An 18,295-nucleotide genomic window follows, 5' to 3' on the forward strand; every position below is an offset into this window, starting at 1 on the left:
TTTGTCTTATATCAGTCGAATATGCTGCTGCCATATATATCTCAATTATTTTCTTTTTTTTCCATCTTTAAAGTTTACCATCTTTGTACCGCTTTTGATCTCAAACTGCTGTAAGTCAGCAGAAGGCGTTATTATTGCCGTTGGTGGTAGATTCGGTGGTTGGACTTTATATGCTAAGAATGACAAGCTGAAATATTGTTACAACTTTTTTGGGTGGGAAAAATATGAAGTTGAATGTGACTTCCCATCTAGCGCCGGTACCTTTGCCGATACCCTTTATGTCCAGATGAAGTTTCATTATGACGTTGCTGGTACATACTCGTATGATGATGATCACAACTTTTTATATGGGTTCGCCGAGGATTCTGGTTTAGGGAATGGAGCACTAGTTACCCTTTCCGTTGAAACAGACGAAGCAAATCTGAAGAAAGATTTCAAAGTTGAAGAGCTAACCCATACAAACGTTCTTCAAACAGAATATGGTATATTTTCTGCCGATGAATGCTGTGATGTTGGTTTTGAATCGGGTTCTCCTGTGACAGACTATGGATTTTCCAATGGAAACAAGTTTAATGGAGAGGTGAATTGGGTAAAAATAGAAATTCCCACCAACTCCGCAACAAGCTCTGTTCCTAATGAATTGCGCGCACGCATTGCTATGGGGATTCAATAGGATAGATAGGTTGTAGCGTGACTAACCTTTTACAGCACTTTTAGCTTGAGTGAGGTACACCTTATGCGGGCATCTTGCCCGCACCACAAGAGTTTAATCATTGGTATCTGTACTTCAGAATAGCGGGAACTGCTGTAATTCTGAGGAGTTACCCTTAAACGCCGTCTCTAGGGGCAATTGATCAATTGCCCCTATAAATAGTTAAGAATTACACATTAACAAAGTAGTAAAATAATATTCAAATGACTTCAAATTCACAAATATCTAAAGAATCGCCCTCTCATGCTGGGAAACCTCCCGATGAAGATATGATATGGATTCCTGAAAAGACTTTCGAGATGGGAGCAAATAACTCAAAATATCCAGAGGAAGGTCCTGTTCACACTGTAACCGTTAGTGGTTTCTGGATGGATCGCTATCTAGTTACTAATCAACAATTTCAAAAATTCGTTAAAGAAACGGGATATATTACCTTTGCGGAAAAGCCTCCAAAGGCAGAAGACTATCCTGATGCAGATCCGGCCATGTTAGTACCTGGTTCAGCAGTATTTATCAAACCAGATCAGCCTGTTAATCCCCAGGTTTCATGCTGGTGGCACTATGTCCCTGGTGCTGACTGGCGGCATCCTGAAGGTCCCAATAGTTCCCTGGAAAATCGGGAAAATCACCCTGTAGTGCATATTGTTTATGCAGATGCTCTAGCTTATGCTGTGTGGGCAGGAAAGGAACTACCAACTGAAGCCCAATGGGAATTGGCAGCACGGGGCGGTTTAGATGGTGCGGAATTTGCTTGGGGAAATGAATTTATGCCTAATGGTAAACCAATGGCAAATATCTGGCAAGGAAGGTTTCCCTCAGAAAATCTCAAATCTGAATCACCAGGTCCAGAAGCGGTTGGTAGCTATCCTGCTAATGGCTATGGACTTTACGATATGATTGGTAATGTTTGGGAGTGGACTCAGGATTGGTATCGAGAGAAACATCTAGAAAATCCGACCAAAGCCTGTTGTACTCCCAAAAATCCTAAAGGCGGAAAGGAAATAGATAGCTATGACCGCAGGTTGTCGCCCTCTATGCAGAAACCGCGCAAGGTGCTAAAAGGAGGTTCTTTTCTCTGCGCTCCTAACTATTGTGCTCGCTACCGTCCAGCGGCTCGACATCCGGAGGATACTGATACCTCCACTAATCATATTGGTTTTCGGACGATTTTTTGCCCTTCTGTCGCACCTGAACAAGGTTAGATCATGTCTTGATTAGTGCTTTAGGGATGTTCTAGATACTTACCTTGTATAGTCCTTAGATATAGCTTGGGATGTCTTTGCTGGGGAGATAAGACTCCCTACCCAAGTCAGGACTGTACAAAGGTTTCAAGTTACGCCATTTACGTTCAGCCTAAGTGATATCTAGGATTTGTTTCTTTGAATTTAAGAGAGAATATCACTTTAACCCATTTTATTGATTCTTATCGAAACGAATTTACCATGAATTTTTTATATTCACATATTAACTTGATATTGCCCTTGTAATACTACTCCTATTCTCTATTCATAAAAAATTAAATGCGTTTCCCCTGCAAATCAGATGCTTATTAATTTAGCATTTTATTTAATAGTTTAGCATGACAAGTACCTAAGAGCCACTTTTATTTCCTATGTAAATTAGGTATCAAAATCCCATGTCGGGGACTAAACAACAAAGCCAAGGTAAATAAACCGGATACTACTAATACAATTGCCGGACCAGAAGGTAAATTATAAAAGTAGCTGAGATACATACCGCTAATACTAGAAATTATCCCAATTATCGCCCCTAAAATCATCATTTGATGTAATCGGGTGACTAATAAATAAGCAGTTGCGCCGGGAGTAATTAAAAGCGATAATACTAAAATTACGCCTACAGCTTTCATACTAGCAACAATCGTTAAAGCAATTAATAACATTAAACCAAAGTTTAAGCGATTAACTGGTAAACCAGCGGCTTGGGCACCTAAAGGATCAAATGTGTAAAATAATAGTTCTTTATATAATAAGAAAACCACTATTAAAACCATAGCTGCAATTATAGCTGTGTCTCTGACTTCGTTCACAGTTACGCCCAAAATGTTCCCAAAAAGAAAATGATTTAAATCAATTTTATTATCTTTTTGAACGACTGTAATTAAGGTGACACCCAGGGCAAAAAAGGCAGAAAAAACTATGCCCATAGCGGCATCTTCTTTAATGGGAGAACGTGTTTTAATTAAGGCTATGGCCATTGTACTCAAAATACCAGCAATAAACGCCCCTACAAAGATATTAGCACCAATCATGAAAGCGATCGCTAATCCTGGTAATACTGAATGACTAATAGCATCACCCAACAATGCCAGCCGTTGTACCATTAAATAACTGCCGACAATGGCACATAATAAACCTACTAATATGGCGATGATTAGGGAACGTTGCATAAAGCCATATTGCAACGGTTCTATTAGTATTTGAACCATAGATAAAATAAGCCACAACGGTATAAAGTACAGGATATTGAGAGGAGAAGAAAATATTATAATGTTGGATCAGAAAAATACATAACTTTCCCGCTATAAGCATGATGTAAATTTTCTTCTGTTAAGACTTGTTGACGTGAACCCGTGGCAATTAATTCACAATTGAGTAAGATTAAATCATCAAAATGGGTAATAGATTCACCTAAATCATGATTAACTACTAAGACGATTTTATTGTCTTTTGCTAGTTCTTGAAAGACTTCAAAAATGATAGTTTGGGTTTTTTGATCTATACCAACAAAAGGTTCATCAAAACAGAAAATTTCCGCTTCTTGAGTTAAAGCTCTGGCTAAAAATGCTCGTTGTTGTTGTCCTCCTGAAAGTTCACCAATAGGACGATTTTTTAATTCTTCTATTCCCACCCTTGCTAATGCTTGTTTAGCAATTTGGCGGCTAACTACCGAAAAACTACGCAACCATCCTGTTTTTTTGACACGCCCCATCATCACTACATCCCACAGGGTAGCGGGGTAATTCCAGTCAATTTGGCTACGTTGTGGTATGTATGCAACTTTTTCTAGTTGCTGGATTAAAGGCTGATTTTTGTATAGAACTTTACCGCTATTCCTGGGAACTAATCCCAAAATAGCTTTCATTAATGTACTTTTACCCGCGCCATTGGGTCCAAAAATTCCTGTAATTCTTCCAGACTTAATTATGCAGTTAATATCTAGAAGTGCTTTTTGGGCGCGGTAATTTACGCTTAGACTAGTAATGTTAATTGTTGTTGATAAGTTCATGTCCATGGTTGTGATAATTCCTGTAGATATAGCTACTTTTGGGGAAATAGGCTAAATTTTCGGTAAAAAGAGAAGTTTTGCATAACTTTAGTTAAAATACTTATTTTCTAATTCTACCATAAACATGAGATAAATATGAGACTATTTACAAAAGTCATCACTGAGATAAATGAAACTAATACTTAAATCCCTTTGTCTAGGAATTGTATCATCTTTGGTTGTAGTTAGTTGTACTTCTCACCTTCAACACCGGGAAAATACCAAGCCACAAGTTGTAGTAACGAGTACCATTATTACTAATTTAGCGGCGGAAATTGGTGGAGAAGAAGTACAAATTACGGGAATTCTCAAACCAGGTGCGGACCCTCACATTTACGAACCTGTACCCGCAGATAGTCGAGTTTTGGAAAAAGCTAACTTGATTTTGTATAACGGTTACAATTTAGAACCGGGAATTATTAAATTAATGAATGCGACTGGGGGGAATGTCAAAAAAATCCCCGTTGGGGAAGTTGTTAAATATTTAAAGTTAGACAAAGGTAAAGGGAAAATTGTTCCAGACCCTCATGTATGGGGAAGTGCAGCAAATGTTATATCTATGGTAAAAGCAATTCGAGATAGTTTAATTGAGTTGTCACCAGAGGATAAAAATAAGTTTGTTGAAAATGCTAAAAGATTAACTGATGAATTGCAACAATTACATATTTGGATTAATCAACAGATTCAAACAATTCCCCCAGATAAACGTAAATTAATCACCACCCATGATGCTTTTCAATATTATGGAAATGCTTATAAAATAGAGATTTCGGGAACTTTAATTGGCATTAGTACAGAGGAACAACCCAGTGCCCAAACCGTGAAAAAATTAGTTGAATCTATCAAAAAAATCGGTGTTTCTGCTATATTTGCCGAAACGACAATTAACCCAGCTTTAATTAAAACAGTCGCAGAAGAAGCAGGAGTAAAATTAGCACCAACTCCACTTTTTTCTGATTCTATTGGAGCAAAAGGTAGTAATGGTGATACTTATATAAAGATGATGGTAGCAAATACCCGCGCTATTGTTGAAGCCTTGGGGGGAAAATATACGCCATTTCAATTAAAGAGTAAAAAATAAGGATTAGATCCCCAATTTATTAAAGAAGTCAGGGATCTAATTTTGATTAATTAACAAACTTGCTCACGAGTTGCTTCTGTATCTAGGGGTTTAATCAGAAAAATCTTGAACATATACCAAAAAATCATCAAAGTTAAGGGAATTTTTTGGAAAAATTTGACAATTCCCCAATCATTGATGTTATTGAGATCAATTATCTTCTGATTATACAATGCACATTGTTCTAAATACCAGAAAAAATAGGGGTGATTGGTATTTAAAATAATCGGAAATGCCTTAGCTGCGGTTTTGTTAGTTTCCTCAATTACTTGAGTATTGTATTTACGAGGATGAATACCTAATATTTCATAGAAATTCCCTCTTTCAAAGACTGTCATGGTGTGGGTAGCAAACACAGTTAATAGGAAAAACCTTGCCCATAAGCGAGATTTCCAATTATTCCATAACTGGGGTTGAGAACGTAATAAAGCCTTAAAAAAATCACCGTGTCTATTCTCATCTTGACACCAGCTTTCAAACTTGCGAAACAGGGGATAAAACTGGTATTCGGGATTTTTTTCCATGTGACGAAATACCAAAATATAACGCCAATAACCTATTTTTTCTGATAGGTAAACCGTGTAAATAACCCACTCAATTGGGAAAAATGTATAGGTACGATTTTTAGTGAGATAACTCAAGTCTAGGGAAAGGTTAAAATCTGCCATGGACTTATTCAGAAATCCCGCATGACGGGCTTCGTCTCGCGCTAAATAAGCAAATGCTTCTGATAGTAAGGGGTTACTATCTTTGAGACGACGAGATAATTCTTTAAACAGTAAAAAACCGGAAAATTCCGAAGTACAAGAACGTTCTAAAAAATCAATAAAAGCAAGTCTTTTTTCACCAACAATGTGATCCCATCCTTGCTTAAATTCATCATCTCGCACAAAGTGATGACGGTTATAATCAGCCTTGAGTTCGTCAATTACAGCCCTTAATTCCGTCTCATACCCGGAAATATCCATTTTTGCCACTGTGTCAAAATCAGTGGTATAAAAACGGGGCGTTAATAATGTTTCTTGAACTGGTGTTTTTACACCTGATTTCGATAACTCAACCGGGGGGTTATCCAACGATTTAACCATAGTAGTCCCTTTACCATTGTCTACCTTAAAATTATATAAGCATAAATATTTGTTATTAGTCATCAGTTAAATTATTGAAACTAATTCTTACAAAATTACTGAATGATATTGAATTTTTCTATAGTCAAAATACCTATTTATTAAGCAAATGTATTGATAAAACCATAAATAAATATAAATACTCTTATAGTTATACAAAGAATAATAGTTAAATAATTTCAGGAGCAGTAAAAATAGCCGAAATCTAGAGCGGTTGTAGAGACGTTGTATACAATCTCTCTACCAGAGAAATTATGCTCAAATCCCTATTCATACAGAATAGCAATTTTTCTGTAGTTATATCGGCTGTGAATTGATAAACGAGCCGATAAAATTTGGGAAATAAACCTAGAGTCTTAAACAAGAAGGAAGCAGTAATGAGTAATAATTTGGCAATGAAACTGCGTGTAGGAACACAACAAGCACATACAGATTCAGAAAATATCGGCTTCATGAAATGTTTTATTAAAGGAGTTGTCGATAGAGATTGTTTTATTCAATTGTTAAGGAATTTCTATTTTGTTTACAGTGAACTAGAAGCAGCAATTGAGAAACATAAACAGCATCCTGTGATTAGTTTGGTTTATTTTCCCGAACTAAATCGCCAATCTTTTCTAGAACAAGATATGTTATTTTATTATGGGAGTCAGTGGCACAAACGCATCACACCTTCACCTGCTGCTCAAGTTTATATTGCCCGTATTCAACAAATTTCTGCCCATGAACCTACACTATTATTAGCCCATTCCTATACTCGTTATTTGGGTGATCTTTCCGGTGGACAAATGCTACAAAAAATTGCTCAGTCAGCCTTAAAACTTTCTGGATATGACGGAACTTCCTTTTACAATTTTCAGCAAATTCCAGATAAGCAGCTTTTTAAAGAAAAGTATCGTCAAGCATTAGATAAACTCTCTATTGACGATATAACCGCTGACAAAATTGTTGCAGAAGCTAACTATGCTTTCCAGTTAAATATGCAGATACTTCGAGAGTTAGAAAGCATTTTAATTGAAGCTCTTGGTAGAGCTACTTACAATGATTTAGTTTAGTTCTCTGCATTAAATCTACAACCCAGATTTCCGACTTCTGATCTTAATTTATTAGAGACTAAAAGAAGTCGGGAATCTTAATTAATTGCTAAGAAATTAGTACAACTACTCAGGCACATACTCACATTTTATTGGAGGCTGTAATGGTTTTTCTATTACCTGGTGTTAAGTTTGATTTTGACCTAATTCAAAAGTATGATACTCGCGCTCCTAGATACACAAGTTACCCCCCAGCAACAGAATTAAGTGAAACTTTCACCGCTCAAGATTTCCAAAGAGCAATTACCGCTTCTAATCAACGAAAAACCCCTCTATCTTTGTATTTTCATATTCCTTTTTGCCAGAGTGCTTGTTATTTCTGCGGTTGCAATACGGTAATTACTAATAATAAGAATATAGCGATACCGTATCTTGAACATTTGGAACAGGAAATCAAAAATACCTCAGCTTTAATTGACAAAGATAGAAAGGTACTTCAAATTCATTGGGGTGGAGGTACACCCAATTATTTGGAAATTGATCAAGTAGAATCTTTATGGAAAAATATTACCAATAATTTTCAAATTGCCCCAGATGCAGAAGTATCTATTGAGATTAATCCCCGTTATGTGAATAGAGATTACATTTTATCTCTCAGGGATATTGGCTTTAACCGTATTAGTTTTGGTATTCAAGATTTTCACCCAGAAGTACAAAAAGCAGTGAATCGAATTCAACCAGAATCATTACTTTTTGAGGTAATGAGTTGGATTAAAGAGGCTAAATTTGATAGTGTCAATGTAGACTTAATTTATGGTTTACCTTATCAAACTTTGGCAACTTTTCGGGAAACTTTACACAAAACAATGGCATTAGATGCTGATAGAATTGTCGTATTTAATTTTGCTTATGTACCTTGGATTAAACCCGTACAAAAAATGATTCCCCAAGCAGCATTACCAGGAGCAGAAGAAAAATTAGATATTCTCAAAATGACCATTGAGGAATTAACTAATAACGAGTATCTGTTTATTGGTATGGACCATTTTGCTAAAAATAACAATGAATTAGCGATCGCTCAACGTCATGGTACACTAAAACGTAATTTCCAAGGTTATACGACCCATGCGGAAACGGAATTGTTTGGTTTTGGAGCAACATCTATTAGTATGTTAGAAGATGCCTATGCTCAAAATCACAAAGAATTAAAGGATTATTATCAAGCAGTTGCCTCAGGTATGATTCCTACTAGTAAGGGTATTCAACTCACTCAAGATGATGTGATTAGACGGGATGTAATTATGTCCATTATGTCTCACTTTCAACTCAATAAATCAGATATTGAGCAAAAATATCAGATCAACTTTGATAACTATTTCGATGATGAACTTCAAGAATTAGCACCTCTACAAGCTGATGGATTAGTAAATGTATTAGCAGACAAAATCCACATTACTGATATTGGCAGATTGCTAATCAGAAATATTGCAGTTCTATTTGATACTCATACAAGAACTAGAGAAACAAAATTCTCTCGTTCTATTTAATACAAATTGGTATGTAGTGATGATTTATAAAAATAAAAACTACATACCTTTTGTCTTGCCTACTAAGTAGTCCTAGATTATTATTAAAAATACAACTATTAACTCCTAGAATCACAATAGTTATATCTAAACAATAACTTGCTTATTCCTTATGAAACTTTAGCTATTTTATAGGAAATAAAGTAGATAGAGCGTGTCATTAAATCGGTTGACCGTACTATTTACTATCTTGAATTAGACTATTAAGTATCAAAAGCCCTAATTTTCTAAACAGGGATTTGAGTCATTGACAAGACATTTACGAACAGTGGTAATGGCACATTTAAAGACACAACAAACCACAAGAATGTAAAAACTAGACATTTAGCTTAATTTGCCGATTGTATGCACCAGAATTGCAAGAAAAAGATATTCGTATTATTTTTCTCCGTTGAGTTGACCCCAGATTATTTTATTTTTGATGTTGCATAAGCATTGCCAAAAACAAAGATATTCATCTATCATCACTTATTAAATATGTGGTGTGCCAGCAAAAATGATAAGGTTAGTAAAAAGAATATTAATAGCATTTGTAGTTAATTTAACTTATGCTTTATTTTGTCATAGTATAGCTAATGCTGAAAATGTTGATTTATCAGAAATAGAACAAGTTACATCAGTTTCTCAATTCAAAGATATAGAACCAACAGATTGGGCATTTCAGGCTTTACAATCTCTAGTAGAACGATATGCTTGTATTGCTGGATATCCTAATGAAACTTTTCGAGGAAATCGGGCTTTAAGTCGTTATGAATTTGCTGCTGGTTTAAATACTTGTTTGGACAGAATTAATGAATTGATTGCTACTGGCATCAGTAATACCATAACAAAAGAAGATTTAATCAAATTACAAAAACTTAGAGAAGAATTTGCAGCAGAATTAACTACACTCCAGGGAAAAGTAGATACTTTAGAGGCAAAAACCACAGAATTAGAAGTAAATCAATTTTCGACAACTACCAAACTATTTGGACAAGCAATTATTGGTATTCAAGGACGAAGTAAAAATAGTGCAGATTTATCACCAAAAGATAGTATTAAAGAAACAAGAGATAATGGTACAAAAATTAATGTTATTAGTAATCTTCAACTAACACTACTTACCCAATTTAAAAACCGCAGCTTTTTCCTAACAGGAATACAAGTTGGTAATGGGAATACAGCTAGTTTCAATGCCCCGCGATTAACCAATGATACCAGATTAGTTTATGAAGGTAATACAAATAATAACTTAGTTTTAACCGACCTCAATTATCGGTTTTTAGTCGGAGATAAAGTCGCAGTAATAGTCGGTCCAGCAGGGGTTAATCCTATCAACACTTTTCGGGGAGCAAACCGCATAGAAAGTGCAGGTAAAGGTCCAATTTCTGCCTTTGCTCAACGTAACCCAATTTTAGCAATTGGTAACGGTACCGGTGGTCTAGGATTTGATTGGCAAATGAATAAACACATTAGTTTACAAGCAGTTTATACAGCCAGTAAACCCGCAGATAGTAGCCAAAATGCTGGATTATTTAATGGAGGAAATACCGCAGGATTGCAATTAAATTTTGCCCCTACTAATAACATTGATTTAGCACTAAATTATATCAATTCTTACTCAACAACAGGATTTTTAGGAACTGGAGTTGGTGATGATTTATTGGCCTATACACTTACCTCTAATAGTCCCCTAACAACAGATGCTTTTGGAGCTACAGCATCTTTTCAAATCCATCAAAATTTGAGAATTGGTGCTTGGGGAGGTTTTACAAATTCTCGCATACCTGGACAATCTGGTAGTGTGGAAACTAATAATTGGATAGCTTTTCTTAACTTTCCTGATTTATTAAAAACAGGAAATTTAGGAGGAATTTATGTTGGACAACCTCCCAAAATTGTCAGGAGTGATTTACCAATAGGAAATAATCTTCCAGGGATTCTCAAAGACTCTATTGGTAGTGCTGGAGGACAACCAGGAACTACTACCCATGTAGAAGCTTTCTATCGTTATCGAATATCAGATAATATTGATATTACCCCCGGTGTAATTTTCATATTTGAGCCAAGACATAGCCCAAATAGTGATATGATTACCATTGGTGTTTTCCGCACAACTTTTAGTTTCTAACAAGAGATTTTACCAGTTTAAATCTAAACCTTTATAAATAGGAATTGCAAAAATGTGGACTAAATTTATTAGTAATATTTTAGGAATGGGAATATTTAGCAGTTGTATTTTAGCTGCTGTTTTACCTGTTCAAGCACAAATTATGATTCAAGGTAGTAATCTATCTGGAAATCTTAATTATGACTATAACAATCCTATTGTACCTATTTTTAATAGATTAACTGGGTTAAATGTTAACTCATTTAATTTAGAAACTGATATCGGTAGAATATCTAATTTTCAAGGTAATGGACAATTAAAAGGAGTTAGTAATTTTCTTCAAAATGGTCAATCGACAATTGGTACTTTATCTGGTTTAATAAATGGGCAGTCACAAATTACTAATGGTAATTTATTACGTGAATTATCAAACTTAGGAATAACAGTCGCAGACCAGTTTAGCTTACCTCAATTAGGTTTTAATTCTCAACTTATTCAAACATTAATTAATAACCCCAACTATGGAAACATTGTTTCTCCTGATTTGACAACAATTCCCGGACTACCTTCCAGAATTTACCCCAGCTTAACAATACCCAATAGATAATTAGAGAAAATCTTTGATAAAAATTTGTTTGATATTAGTTAAATCAACGATACAACAGTATAATTAGATTTATTAATTAAAAACAATGTCCCAAAATTTAACTTTGATTCATAGTTTGCTTCTTTTCAGCGCCGCATTTATTGCCGGTGGTCTCAATGCTGTAGCTGGTGGTGGTAGTTTTATTACATTTCCTATCCTAATATTTACTGGTGTAGCCCCAATTAATGCTAATGCTACAAATAATACCGCTCTGTGGATAGCCTCTATAGCTAGTGCAAGAGCATATCATCGAGATTTGAACATTGAAAAACGACAATTATTATTACTAGCTGGTATAAGTTTAGTCGGTGGTTTTATTGGTTCAGTGGCTTTATTATATACATCACAGGATCTTTTTAAAAAGATGCTACCCTATTTATTACTATCAGCAACATTAATATTTACATTTAGCGAATCTCTAAAAAACTGGCTGCAACTTCAGAATAAAAATGATATTTCAGCAACTCCACCTTTATTTATTCTCCTCATTTCTCAATTCGCAATCTCTATATATGGTGGGTTTTTTGGGGCAGGTATAGGCATCTTAATGTTAGCAACTTTGACTTTTTTAGGTATTAAAAATATTCACTCTATTAATGCTTTTAAAACCTTATTAGGTAGTTGTATTAATGGTGTGGCCATTATTCCTTTTATGTTCGCTAATTTGATTACTTGGCCTCAAGTTATTATTATGTCCTTCGGTGGTTCTTTAGGTGGTTATTTATGCGCTCATTTTGCTCGCAGACTAGAACCCAGTTTGGTGCGGAAATTTGTCATAGTCCTGGCCTTTGGTATGACTACCTACTTTTTTATTCATGGTTAAGTCAACTAGTATCATTAAATACAATATGATTAACCCCATAATAACTGTATAACTTGTGAAATAGAAATCTTATCTGTGCAAATATTAATTAAATATAAAATTATTAATTTTGTGACTTTGATTACAGTTTTGCCCTTTTCCTATCTGCTAAGTCCCCAATAACAAATAACTGATATTTGTCCAAAAAACAAGGCTATCTCAAGGATTACATAATAGGGATCACAGCTAAACCAAAAAACTGACATCTAAAAGTAAATTTATATATCTTAGGCATGATGATAATAATTATCAAGTTTAAGATGATAATTAAAGATATCAACTGTTTCAGATTCACAATAATTACATAATTTTTGTTCCTTTTTCTAAAAAATTATTAACTTCAGGGGTTTTAAAATGCAAATATCACAAAAGATTCATTGCCCAAATTGTGGTAGTACGGCTGAACGTCACTATATTACTGATAGTCAAATTACCAGGACACAATGCCCTAGTTGTGACTATCTGATGATAACTTGCACTCGCACAGGTAAAGTCATTGAGGCTTACGCACCAGGTATTTATGCTAAAAGATAGGAAATTGGCGAGTTTGTCAGGGAGGAGCTTACTTTTTTGTCGTTCTTAATTGTCCACAAGCAGCGTCCGCTTCTAACCCGCGAGAATAACGGACGCTAACCGCAGTATTTTGTTCTTGAAGGACCTTAACAAAAGCCTCTATTCGGTCACGGGTGGGTCTTTTATAATCTACTTCTTCTATGGGATTATAGGGGATTAAGTTAACATGACTTTGAAATCCTCGCAGCCGTTTTGATAGTTCTAAAGCGTGTGCCGGTAAATCATTAACTCCCGCCAGAAGAATGTATTCAAAAGTAACTCTGCGTCCCGTTATTTCTACGTATTCTCGACATTCTGCTAACAGGTCTTCTATGGGGTAGGGTTTGGCGCTGGGAATCAGTTGTTCTCGTAATGCTTGGTTGGGTGCGTGGAGACTGACAGCCAGGGTGATTTGTAATTGGTGTTCGGCCACTTGCAAAATGCGATCGCGTATACCTACAGTAGATAGTGTAAGCGATCGCGCACCAATTCCCACATCTTGATTAAGAGATTTAATTGCTAAAATCACATTTTCCGTATTTAACAAGGGTTCACCCATACCCATGAATACCACATTACTGACCCGTTCTTGAAAATCCTCTTGGACAGTTAGCACCTGGTCAACAATTTCCCCACGGGTCAGATTACGCTTATAACCACCTTTACCAGTAGCACAGAAATCACAAGCCATGGGACAGCCGATTTGAGTAGAAACACAGACAGTTAAACGTTTATCGCTGGGAATACCGACTGTTTCCACAATTTCCCCGTCAGCCAATTTGAGGAGATATTTAACTGTACCGTCCGGGGCAACAGAGCGGTAATGTAGAGAAGAACGGCCTACGGGAATATCTGCAACTTGTAACCGCCAATTTTTCGGAAATACGGAAATATCAGCTAGAGATCGTACACCGTGATTATAGATCCAATCATGCAATTGTTTACCCCGATAACCAGGTTGTCCCTGCTGCTGCACCCAAGCAGTTAACTCTGTCACGGAAGCACCAAGAAGAGGGGGGAGAAATTCAGATTTAGTGGAGTTGGGAGAATCTAGCTCAAAGACGAAGGGTGTAGCAGACATAGGAAATCACAAATTGATGCTAACTTCCCATTATACCATAATATTTTTGTTTAGTGCCAAGAAGGAAATAGATTAAGAAACTTCCAAGGTAATAATAGTAACTTCTGGTGGACAAAATAACCGTCCTGGGAAATAAGTTCCTAAACCCCGATTAACATACAATTGATTATTTCCCACTATATGTAAACCCTCTGACCATTGCCAGTGACGTAATATAGAATGGGTTTTCCGTAAAAATGGTAATTTACGGCGAATTTTTTTCGGTATTCTTTTGACTATTTTTGTATAGTAAATCATTGCTGGTCCCAGACCAGGAATAACGATTTGTCCACCATGACTATGACCTGATAATTGTAAATCTACCCGCCATTTTTTCAGAATTTCGGCTGTATCTGGTTGATGAGATAAGACTATACAAGGTGTAGTAGAATCAAGTTGATTCATAATCACTTCTGGATTAAATTCTCGGTCATAAAAATCTGCTAATCCCACTAGAGCTAATTTTTTTCCCACGGGATAAGCAATTTGATTTGAAAGTACATTAATTCCCACATTTGTCAAAGCATTTGTAATTTCTAATTTTGAACTGGGATAATAAATATCATGATTACCAAGGATAGCATAAGTACCATAAAGACTTTCTAGGTTTTTTAGTCTTAGTGCTAGTTGATGAATTGGTTTAGCAATTGTATTAACATAATCACCAGTTAAAATTACTAAATCTGGTTTTGCTGCATTACTAATTGCGATTGCTTCTATTAACATTTTTTCTGATAATAGATCATCATCATAGTGAAAATCTGACATTTGTACCAACTTTAATCCGGCTAATGACGGAGGTAAATTGGAGATTTTTACCGTCAATTTTTCGATAGATAAAGCTCCAGATAATAATTGGTGCATAATATTATGAATAAAATCATGTTAACAAATACAAAATTCTGAACCTAAGCTACCATTATCAAAATAGCATCGTATTGTTTATACATTAACAAAAATTTTGCATATTAGCTGTATCCAAAGAGTAATATATTTAAATACCCAAATCCCCGACTTTTTTAAGAAATCGGGGATTTAATTTTATTATTATCTACTTGTAGCTATTAAGAAACTAACTGATATTGTAGTTTTGCCACCATTTCCGCACGAGTAGAAACGTCTAACTTACGAAACATCCTTTTCAAAGCTTGCTTGACAGAATTTTGAGTAATCCATAATTTAACAGCTATTTCCCTATTAGTTAAACCTTGGGCTACTAATTTAGCAATTTCTAATTCCCGGGCTGTAATAGGACAACTACCAGTAGATACAGAGGTTTTTAGTGGTATTTGGAGTGTCGCCATTTTCGCCGACAAATGTAAACAGACCGCACTTAAATCAGCTAAATCATTACTATCAAAAGGCTGACTTCCTGGGTCACGAGCAAAATTTAAAGTCCCCACCAATTGACCATTACAAACTATAGGACCAGTCATAACGTGTTCGTGACGAGTACAATAGTTTTTCCAGTCTTCTGGGGATAAAATTAACTGCTCATGGGTGGGAGCGTGACGTTCCACAACATAGCGGCCAATGGGGTTAGCTTCTAAACAGACAGCGGGAATTTGGGGAACTTGAATTTGAGTATTTAATTGGTAATCTAGAAGATCAATACCCCAATGTTGTACTGCAAAATGGTCGCCAATGGTATCCATGAGAGCTAGTTTTAATTCTTGCTCATTTTGGACATTAGCGATCGCTTGGAAAATGGCGTGGAGAGTTTTAGCCATAAGTGTACCCATTTGGGGACTATGCGAACCTTGATAATTACCTCTATCCTAATATCAGCAACGATAAAAAGCTATTTTAACTTATAACCGGAGGACAAAGACAATGACAATTACTCAAATCTCAGCCCAAGAACTTTTCCGGGCTGCCTATCAAAACCGTTATACTTGGGATGAAAATTTCCCTGGCTATACCGCAGATATTACTTACAAGTATAACGATCAAGTGATTACAGGTCAAGTGCGGATTGAGGCCAATATGAAAGCTGAAGTTCTCAATGTAGAAGACGAAGCCGCTAAAAAAGCTATTCATGGACAAGCTTGGGAAATCGCTGTTCACCGTGTCCGTCGGGCGTTTGAGCAAACCCACGGCGCAAATACTTTTAGACTCGGTAACACTGACGCAACCGGCGCAGTAGAAATTTTTGTTGGTGGAAAGTCAGAAGGAGATAAGTACAAAGTGCGTAACAATGAAGTTTGCCACGTTCACCGTTTAATTCACGGTACTTTCGTAACTATTGATACTTTTAGCAGTCACGATACAGGGGAAGGATATCTTTCTCACACCTACAATTCTGTTTATCATGACCCCGAAACCGGCACACAAAAGGGCGGTAAAAGTGATTTTACTGATGAGTATGAAAAAGTAGGTAATTACTACATTCTCAACCGTCGGGAAATCAATACAGAAATAGCAGAAAATATATCAATTCAGGACTTTATTTTTACTAACATTGAGTTGTTAGGCTAGATTTTTGAATTGGCCATTAATTATCCCCTTGCTAAATCCGAGGGGATTCTCCATTTTGTGTATAATTCAGACTGGGATAACAAGCAATTCCCGATGTTATGAGGTACATACTTAGCGGTCAAGATGCCCGCACCACAAGAGTTTCATGATTCAATTTTGTACCTCACCAGTGTGGAAAATGCTGTATCTCTTCCCTCGTTCCCAGTCTCTGACTGGGAATGCTTTCCGAGAGGTTCTACCTCCCATTTTAACGATATTTCCAAAGGCGGTTAGAAACCGTGTCTACACAAACAAAACCTTTTATAAAAAAATCGGTTGTAAATCTAAAATAAAACCTGGTAATACATCTTCTCCTAATAAATTTAGAGGAGATTCTAAAACTTCTATATCTTGATTTTGACGATAAATTTCTACTTGTTTATTTTTAGGATTAATTAACCAACCTAAGCGTAAACCATTGGCCATATATTCCCGCATTTTGGCTTGAGTATCGGCTAAATCATCGCTTTCAGAAACTAATTCAATCACAAAATCAGGACATAATGGTAGAAACTTTTTTCTTTGTTCCGGTGTAAGTGCATTCCATGTTTCTATCTTTATCCAAGAGACATCTGGGGAACGGGTAGCGCCATTAGGTAATTTAAAACCTGTGGAAGAATCAAAAGCCTTTCCTAACCCATTTTGGCGATTCCAATATCCTAAATCTAGACACATTTCAAAATTTCTATTTCCGGTTTCTCCTCCTGTTGGTGACATGATACTTAATTCTCCTTGTGAGGATAATTCTAAACGTAAATCTTTATTAGCCGCAACCATTTCCACAAATTTATCATCTGTGAATTTTAGTGATTTTGGTATTTGTAAAATTACAGCAGTCATGATTCATACCTCTATCTATTTATCCCTTCCAGTCTCCGACCGGGAATGCTTTCCGGGAGGTTCTACCTCCCATTTTAACGATATTTCCAAAGGCGGTTAGAAACCGTGTCTACACAAACAAAACCTTTTATAAAAAAATCGGTTGTAAATCTAAAATAAAACCTGGTAATACATCTTCTCCTAATAAATTTAGAGGAGATTCTAAAACTTCTATATCTTGATTTTGACGATAAATTTCTACTTGTTTATTTTTAGGATTAATTAACCAACCTAAGCGTAAACCATTGGCCATATATTCCCGCATTTTGGCTTGAGTATCGGCTAAATCATCGCTTTCAGAAACTAATTCAATCACAAAATCAGGACATAATGGTAGAAACTTTTTTCTTTGTTCCGGTGTAAGTGCATTCCATGTTTCTATCTTTATCCAAGAGACATCTGGGGAACGGGTAGCACCATTAGGTAATTTAAAACCCGTGGAAGAATCAAAAGCCTTTCCTAACCCATTTTGGCGATTCCAAAACCAAACTTGTCCACCTAATTCTAGGTTTCTATCTCCGGTTTCTCCTCCTGTTGGTGACATGATACTTAATTCTCCTTGTGAGGATAATTCTAAACGTAAATCTTTATTAGCCGCAACCATTTCCACAAATTTATCATCTGTGAATTTTAGTGATTTTGGTATTTGTAAAATTACAGCAGTCATGATTCATACCTCTATCTATTTATCCCTTCCAGTCTCCGACCGGGAATGCTTTCCGGGAGGTTCTACCTCCCATTTTAACGATATTTTCAGAACAGGGTG

General features: G+C 35.9%; 17 protein-coding genes and 1 pseudogene. 10 read left to right on the plus strand and 8 right to left on the minus strand.

Features of this window, described 5'->3' with window-relative positions:
* Positions 1-673, plus strand: a pseudogene (locus H6G44_RS17010) (hypothetical protein); the annotation flags it as partial.
* A gap of 242 nt (positions 674-915) precedes the next feature.
* Positions 916-1,914 carry a formylglycine-generating enzyme family protein gene (locus H6G44_RS17015; protein ID WP_190387736.1) on the plus strand — a complete coding sequence of 333 codons (999 nt, stop codon included), beginning with the start codon at positions 916-918 and terminating at the stop codon, positions 1,912-1,914.
* Positions 1,915-2,315: 401 nt separating this feature from the next.
* Here the strand turns inward: H6G44_RS17015 and H6G44_RS17020 are convergent, their stop codons facing one another.
* A complete protein-coding gene (locus tag H6G44_RS17020) occupies positions 2,316-3,161 on the minus strand; it encodes a metal ABC transporter permease (RefSeq protein ID WP_190387735.1) in 846 nt (281 codons plus the stop codon).
* A gap of 56 nt (positions 3,162-3,217) precedes the next feature.
* Positions 3,218-3,961, minus strand: a complete 744-nt coding sequence (locus tag H6G44_RS17025) for a metal ABC transporter ATP-binding protein (RefSeq protein WP_390802826.1) — start codon at positions 3,959-3,961, stop codon at positions 3,218-3,220.
* Positions 3,962-4,130: 169 nt separating this feature from the next.
* Here H6G44_RS17025 and H6G44_RS17030 point away from each other — a divergent pair, with 169 nt between their 5' ends.
* A complete protein-coding gene (locus tag H6G44_RS17030; protein ID WP_190387733.1) occupies positions 4,131-5,081 on the plus strand; it encodes a metal ABC transporter solute-binding protein, Zn/Mn family in 951 nt (316 codons plus the stop codon).
* A gap of 50 nt (positions 5,082-5,131) precedes the next feature.
* Here the strand turns inward: H6G44_RS17030 and acsF are convergent, their stop codons facing one another.
* The gene (gene acsF, locus H6G44_RS17035) at positions 5,132-6,208 is read right to left on the minus strand and encodes a magnesium-protoporphyrin IX monomethyl ester (oxidative) cyclase (protein WP_190387732.1); all 1,077 of its coding nucleotides are present in this window, start codon (positions 6,206-6,208) and stop codon (positions 5,132-5,134) included.
* A 416-nt stretch (positions 6,209-6,624) separates the two neighbouring features.
* Here acsF and H6G44_RS17040 point away from each other — a divergent pair, with 416 nt between their 5' ends.
* The 6 genes from H6G44_RS17040 (at position 6,625) to H6G44_RS17065 (ending at position 12,995) form a co-directional block, all read left to right on the plus strand.
* The gene (locus tag H6G44_RS17040) at positions 6,625-7,299 is read left to right on the plus strand and encodes a biliverdin-producing heme oxygenase (RefSeq protein WP_190387731.1); all 675 of its coding nucleotides are present in this window, start codon (positions 6,625-6,627) and stop codon (positions 7,297-7,299) included.
* Positions 7,300-7,442: 143 nt separating this feature from the next.
* Positions 7,443-8,825 (plus strand): oxygen-independent coproporphyrinogen III oxidase, encoded by a 1,383-nt coding sequence (gene hemN / locus H6G44_RS17045; protein ID WP_190387730.1) that lies wholly within the window; start codon positions 7,443-7,445, stop codon positions 8,823-8,825.
* A 535-nt stretch (positions 8,826-9,360) separates the two neighbouring features.
* Positions 9,361-10,974, plus strand: coding sequence for an iron uptake porin (locus H6G44_RS17050; RefSeq protein ID WP_190387729.1), 1,614 nt, complete (start codon positions 9,361-9,363; stop codon positions 10,972-10,974).
* A gap of 52 nt (positions 10,975-11,026) precedes the next feature.
* A complete protein-coding gene (locus H6G44_RS17055) occupies positions 11,027-11,560 on the plus strand; it encodes a hypothetical protein (protein WP_190387728.1) in 534 nt (177 codons plus the stop codon).
* An 85-nt stretch (positions 11,561-11,645) separates the two neighbouring features.
* The gene (locus tag H6G44_RS17060; protein ID WP_190387727.1) at positions 11,646-12,422 is read left to right on the plus strand and encodes a sulfite exporter TauE/SafE family protein; all 777 of its coding nucleotides are present in this window, start codon (positions 11,646-11,648) and stop codon (positions 12,420-12,422) included.
* A gap of 393 nt (positions 12,423-12,815) precedes the next feature.
* A complete protein-coding gene (locus tag H6G44_RS17065) occupies positions 12,816-12,995 on the plus strand; it encodes a replication restart DNA helicase PriA (RefSeq protein WP_190387726.1) in 180 nt (59 codons plus the stop codon).
* 28 nt (positions 12,996-13,023) lie between these two features.
* Here H6G44_RS17065 and rlmN read toward each other — a convergent pair whose 3' ends face one another.
* From rlmN to H6G44_RS17080, 3 genes are all read right to left on the minus strand, one after another.
* The gene (gene rlmN / locus H6G44_RS17070) at positions 13,024-14,094 is read right to left on the minus strand and encodes a 23S rRNA (adenine(2503)-C(2))-methyltransferase RlmN (protein ID WP_190387725.1); all 1,071 of its coding nucleotides are present in this window, start codon (positions 14,092-14,094) and stop codon (positions 13,024-13,026) included.
* Positions 14,095-14,166: 72 nt separating this feature from the next.
* Positions 14,167-14,997: a metallophosphoesterase gene (locus tag H6G44_RS17075; protein ID WP_190387724.1), complete on the minus strand. Its 831-nt coding sequence runs from the start codon at positions 14,995-14,997 to the stop codon at positions 14,167-14,169.
* Between the two features lie 200 nt (positions 14,998-15,197).
* Complete coding sequence (locus H6G44_RS17080; protein ID WP_190387723.1) at positions 15,198-15,863, minus strand: LuxR C-terminal-related transcriptional regulator; 666 nt, start codon at positions 15,861-15,863, stop codon at positions 15,198-15,200.
* Positions 15,864-15,966: 103 nt separating this feature from the next.
* Between H6G44_RS17080 and H6G44_RS17085 the strand changes: the two genes are divergently transcribed.
* Entirely contained in the window at positions 15,967-16,611 is a 645-nt protein-coding gene (locus H6G44_RS17085; RefSeq protein ID WP_190387722.1) for a DUF3386 domain-containing protein, read from the plus strand.
* Between the two features lie 300 nt (positions 16,612-16,911).
* Here H6G44_RS17085 and H6G44_RS17090 read toward each other — a convergent pair whose 3' ends face one another.
* Both H6G44_RS17090 and H6G44_RS17095 read right to left on the minus strand, forming a co-directional pair.
* On the minus strand, positions 16,912-17,490 hold the full coding sequence (locus tag H6G44_RS17090; protein WP_190387721.1) for a Uma2 family endonuclease: 579 nt from the start codon (positions 17,488-17,490) through the stop codon (positions 16,912-16,914).
* A 127-nt stretch (positions 17,491-17,617) separates the two neighbouring features.
* Positions 17,618-18,196, minus strand: a complete 579-nt coding sequence (locus H6G44_RS17095) for a Uma2 family endonuclease (protein ID WP_190387720.1) — start codon at positions 18,194-18,196, stop codon at positions 17,618-17,620.
* Positions 18,197-18,295 lie beyond the last annotated feature (99 nt).

It is taken from the genome of Aphanizomenon flos-aquae FACHB-1287 (genome assembly GCF_014698755.1).
GTDB classification, from domain to species: Bacteria; Cyanobacteriota; Cyanobacteriia; order Cyanobacteriales; family Nostocaceae; genus Dolichospermum; species Dolichospermum flosaquae.

Bases quoted from the DNA above. Each gene is read 5' to 3' on its own strand.
- H6G44_RS17015 (WP_190387736.1), top strand. From the start codon at position 916: ATGACTTCAAATTCACAAATATCTAAAGAATCGCCCTCTCATGCTGGG.
- H6G44_RS17020 (WP_190387735.1), bottom strand. From the start codon at position 3,161: ATGGTTCAAATACTAATAGAACCGTTGCAATATGGCTTTATGCAACGT.
- H6G44_RS17025 (WP_390802826.1), bottom strand. From the start codon at position 3,961: ATGAACTTATCAACAACAATTAACATTACTAGTCTAAGCGTAAATTAC.
- H6G44_RS17030 (WP_190387733.1), top strand. From the start codon at position 4,131: ATGAAACTAATACTTAAATCCCTTTGTCTAGGAATTGTATCATCTTTG.
- acsF (WP_190387732.1), bottom strand. From the start codon at position 6,208: ATGGTTAAATCGTTGGATAACCCCCCGGTTGAGTTATCGAAATCAGGT.
- H6G44_RS17040 (WP_190387731.1), top strand. From the start codon at position 6,625: ATGAGTAATAATTTGGCAATGAAACTGCGTGTAGGAACACAACAAGCA.
- hemN (WP_190387730.1), top strand. From the start codon at position 7,443: ATGGTTTTTCTATTACCTGGTGTTAAGTTTGATTTTGACCTAATTCAA.
- H6G44_RS17050 (WP_190387729.1), top strand. From the start codon at position 9,361: ATGATAAGGTTAGTAAAAAGAATATTAATAGCATTTGTAGTTAATTTA.
- H6G44_RS17055 (WP_190387728.1), top strand. From the start codon at position 11,027: ATGTGGACTAAATTTATTAGTAATATTTTAGGAATGGGAATATTTAGC.
- H6G44_RS17060 (WP_190387727.1), top strand. From the start codon at position 11,646: ATGTCCCAAAATTTAACTTTGATTCATAGTTTGCTTCTTTTCAGCGCC.
- H6G44_RS17065 (WP_190387726.1), top strand. From the start codon at position 12,816: ATGCAAATATCACAAAAGATTCATTGCCCAAATTGTGGTAGTACGGCT.
- rlmN (WP_190387725.1), bottom strand. From the start codon at position 14,094: ATGTCTGCTACACCCTTCGTCTTTGAGCTAGATTCTCCCAACTCCACT.
- H6G44_RS17075 (WP_190387724.1), bottom strand. From the start codon at position 14,997: ATGCACCAATTATTATCTGGAGCTTTATCTATCGAAAAATTGACGGTA.
- H6G44_RS17080 (WP_190387723.1), bottom strand. From the start codon at position 15,863: ATGGCTAAAACTCTCCACGCCATTTTCCAAGCGATCGCTAATGTCCAA.
- H6G44_RS17085 (WP_190387722.1), top strand. From the start codon at position 15,967: ATGACAATTACTCAAATCTCAGCCCAAGAACTTTTCCGGGCTGCCTAT.
- H6G44_RS17090 (WP_190387721.1), bottom strand. From the start codon at position 17,490: ATGACTGCTGTAATTTTACAAATACCAAAATCACTAAAATTCACAGAT.
- H6G44_RS17095 (WP_190387720.1), bottom strand. From the start codon at position 18,196: ATGACTGCTGTAATTTTACAAATACCAAAATCACTAAAATTCACAGAT.